General features: G+C 27.0%; 1 pseudogene. It reads left to right on the forward strand.

Annotated features, from left to right (window positions below):
- A pseudogene (locus RI68_RS03895) lies at positions 1-429 on the forward strand (pentapeptide repeat-containing protein); the annotation flags it as partial.
- Positions 430-645: the final 216 nt, after the last annotated feature.

Here is a 645-nt window from a genome sequence, read left to right on the forward strand (position 1 = left end):
GAATTAAAAGATGAGGGTTTTACAGCCAGAGAATTAAGAGATGCTGGATATAAAATAGAAGAATTAAAAAATGTTGGATATACAGCTAGAGAATTAAAAGATGCTGTATTTTCATATAAAGATTTAAGATTTGTTGGTTATACAGATAAGGAATTAAAAGATGCTGGAGTTACAGCTAGGGAAATATATAAATATCTTCCATATACGTATAAAATTAATGATTTAAGAGCAATCGGGTATACAGTTAAAGAATTCAAAGATGATGGATTTACATCTACGGAATTAAAAGATGCTGGATTTATAGCTAAGGAATTAAAAGCTGCTGGATATACACTTAAAGAATTAAAAGATGCTGGATTTACATCTAAGGAATTAAAAGATGCTGGATTTACAGCTAAAGAATTAAAAGATGCTGGATTTAATATATAATTATTGGCATTCATAATATTAATGCAGTTAATTTTTATTTCTTTCATTAATCAATCTACATCCGTTTATCATTCTTAACACGTTAAATAAACTTTTATTTTGGGGCGAATGTATAAAAAGGAGTTTCTTTTAACGAACTTTTTATATGTGAGCCCTAAAAAATAAAAGTTTATAGTGTCAAAGGATTGATAAACGGATGAATGATAATAATTAAAT

Source organism: Vaccinium witches'-broom phytoplasma str. VAC, from assembly GCF_000309405.1.
Classification (GTDB): Bacteria; Bacillota_I; Bacilli_A; order Acholeplasmatales; family Acholeplasmataceae; genus Phytoplasma.